Origin of the sequence: Aeromonas sp. QDB14, assembly GCF_027707845.1 — a bacterium.
GTDB classification, from domain to species: domain Bacteria; phylum Pseudomonadota; class Gammaproteobacteria; order Enterobacterales; family Aeromonadaceae; genus Aeromonas; species Aeromonas caviae.
This window is the reverse complement of sequence record NZ_JAPCJD010000148.1, coordinates 1-3321: the sequence shown is the minus strand read 5'-3', so window position 1 is coordinate 3321 and position 3321 is coordinate 1. Positions and strand designations below refer to the sequence as shown.

Genomic DNA, 3321 nt, shown 5'->3' with positions numbered 1-3321 from the left:
TCGACACTCTTTATCCGCCCCCGGTCTTCACATTTAGATTATTCAGATTAGGCGACAACTATTCTGACACCGGGGGAACCTTTGCTGTTGCTCTTCAGTGTAGCCTTTAGGTAATTCTGCTTTGGCGAACACAAACATTAAGCGTTGTGGCTCAGTCTGAGCGTTTGCTTCGCGGATTAAGTCGGCATAAGATTCAATATTCATATTTAACAAGCTCTATCACTATTTTGTTTAGTTTATCAAACCTATTTGTGGTTTACATTGACCATCTTGGGGGGAGCGATGCAACCATTAATAGGTAGATTATCGGTTAAGCGCTGAATAACGATTAAGCATAGAACAACTAAATTCAGTTCGAACTAAAGCGAAAAAAGCACCACAGCAAAGCTGTAGTGCTTTTTATTAGTTTGTTTAACTTAGCTGCTAATTTGCTTAGCTGCTTTAGTGTCAAACACCCCTTTAACAATTTGCCAGCTTACCGCTAAGGCACCTATGATAAAGACCACGTCACCTATAGTGCGGATCCAACGTAGTGTATGCAGTAAATCACTTTGCATAAAGGCTTCACTTCGTGCATACCATAAGCCTTCTGTGGCACTAGCATAAAACTGGATAAAGCCTATTGGTAATAAACTAGTGAATAGCATTAATACTAAGCCCACGTTTAACCACCAGAATGCGGTCTTCATTAGCTTTTCGTCAAACTGCAACTGTGGCCGAATGTAGCGCAATATTAATAAACAGAAGCCTAAGGCTAAGAAGCCATAAACACCAAATAATGCGGCATGAGCATGAGTTGGCGTGGTGTTTAAGCCTTGAATATAATACAGCGCTATAGGTGGGTTAATCATAAAGCCAAACACGCCAGCGCCTAACAAATTCCAAAATGACACGGCAACAAAGAACATTAATGGCCATTTTAAATCTGCCATCCAAGGCGCACGGTTTTTCATCCGCCACTGTTCAAAGGCTTCATAACCTAATACCACTAAAGGCACTACTTCTAAGGCACTAAAAGTTGCCCCAACGGCCATAACCGGGGTAGTGGTACCCGAGAAATATAAGTGGTGGAAAGTACCAGGAACACCGCCTAGCATAAATAAGGATGCCGAGGCTAAGCTAGCACTAGTTGCCATAGTGCGTGACACTAAGCCCATACTATGGAAAATAAAGGCTAAAGATACAGTAGCAAACACTTCAAAGAAGCCTTCTACCCATAAATGAACTACCCACCAGCGCCAGTATTCCATTACCGATAAGTTAGTCCGTTCGCCGTAGAATAAACCGGCGCCATAGAACAAACCAACACAGATAACCGAAGCACCAAATAAAGCCAATAAGTTTTTATCACCTGGGGCTTTAAAGGCGGGCACTATGGCGCGTAGCATAAGCACTAACCAGAATAAAATGCCGATGTATTTAATGATTTGCCAAAAGCGACCAATATCAATGTATTCATAACCTTGATGGCCAAACCAGAAGCTATATTCATGCGGCATAATTTGCATAATGGCAAAGTAGTTACCGGCGAATGAACCTGCCACTAAAACCACTAAGGCCCAGAATAAAATATCTACGCCAAGCTTTTGGAACTTAGGATCTTTACCGCCATTAATAATAGGTGCTAAAAATAAACCTGCGGCTAAAAATCCCGTCGCAATCCAGAACATAGCCGCTTGTAAGTGCCATGTACGGGCTAGGCTGTAGGGTAGCCATTCGGTTGTATTTAAACCATAGAAACCATCACCTTCAATGGTATAGTGAGCAGTAAAGCCACCTAAGAACACTTGCAGGGTAAATAGTGCAACTACCACTACAATATACTTGCCCAACGATTTTTGTGAGGGGGTAAGTTTAAGGTTAGCTATAGGATCGAACTTTGGTGACACCGGCTCTTCGTCATCGTGTTTGCGTAAGAATGCCCAAGCCCAAACCAAGGCTCCAACACCAGCAATTAATAAAATAATACTAATTAAAGACCAAATTAAATTTTCAGCTGTAGGCTTATTATCAATTAACGGCTCATGGGGCCAGTTGTTGGTATAAGTGGCTGCATCTGGAGTACGCTCAGTTGAAGCAGCCCAAGCCGTCCAGAAGAAAAACTGTACCATTTGCTCTCTGCGCTCTAGTGAAGGCAGGGTGTTGTTTTTCATTGCATAGTTAGCACGGGTTTCGCTTAACGACGGATCATTACCAAATAATTTAATATAGTGATCAGCAGTTGTTGCAATGGCCTGTATACGGCGACTTGACAGCACTAGGGTGTCAGTGGCTTTATCATAAGTGTTAGTACGATAAGCTTCTTTTAACGCAAACTGTAAGCCATTTTGCTCAGCTGGCGTTAAACTGTCATAAGCTTTGTTATATTGATCTTGAGCGGCAAGCTCTAACCAAGCCAGTAATTCACGATGTAACCAATCTGCAGTCCAATCTGGTGCTTGGTAAGCACCATGACCCCAAATAGAGCCTAGCTGCATACCCCCGACAGATTGCCAGGCAGTTTGACCATCTAAAATACTTTCATTGGTCATTAACACCTTACCGTCTTGGTTAACTACTTTCACCGGAATAGGTGGAGCAGAGCGGTAAACTTCTGCACCAAAATAACCCAGCACACCAAAGGTAATTGCTAAAACGGTGATTAATACCCACCAGAGTTTACGATATCCAGCCATAACCCCTCCAAAAACTACTAATAAAGCGCCAACAAGCCATTTAAAACTCCTATTATTATTGTAACAATGCATTAGATAGCTATCTAATACTCTAGCAGCAATACAAGAGTTAGGCCAGTTTTTAACCGCAAATTCAGATAATAAGTGCACCACTCATGGTTGAGTAGGTGGCGAGAGATCAACTGCCCATAGGTGGTATTCTAAGGAAGGTGCGAATAAGCGGGGAAATTCTTCTCGGCTGACTCAGTCATTTCATTTTTTCAGTTTGAGCCGATCTTTTCTCCCGTAAATGCCTTGAATCAGCCTATTTAGACCGTTTCTTCGCCATTTAAGGCGTTATTCCCAGTTTTTAGTGAGATCTCTCCCACTGACGTATCATTTGGTCCGCCCGAAACAGGTTGGCCAGCGTGAATAACATCGCCAGTTGGTTATCGTTTTTCAGCAACCCCTTGTATCTGGCTTTCACGAAGCCGAACTGTCGCTTGATGATGCGAAATGGGTGCTCCACCTTGGCCCGGATGCTGGCTTTCATGTATTCGATGTTGATGGCCGTTTTGTTCTTGCGTGGATGGGCGTTGTTGATCAAATCCGTCGCTGGATGGCCGTTCCCCAACCCGTTGATACCACTCAATTCACTGGCTGGCGA

General features: G+C 43.1%; 2 protein-coding genes. Both read right to left on the bottom strand.

What is annotated here, in order from left to right:
• Nucleotides 1–416: 416 nt before the first annotated feature.
• The gene (locus tag PG887_RS21965; RefSeq protein ID WP_270822914.1) at nucleotides 417–2675 is read right to left on the bottom strand and encodes a nitric-oxide reductase large subunit; all 2259 of its coding nucleotides are present in this window, start codon (nucleotides 2673–2675) and stop codon (nucleotides 417–419) included.
• 349 nt (nucleotides 2676–3024) lie between these two features.
• Nucleotides 3025–3321, bottom strand: a 297-nt coding sequence (locus PG887_RS21960) for a transposase (protein WP_270822913.1), incomplete at its 5' end; no start/stop codon positions are given.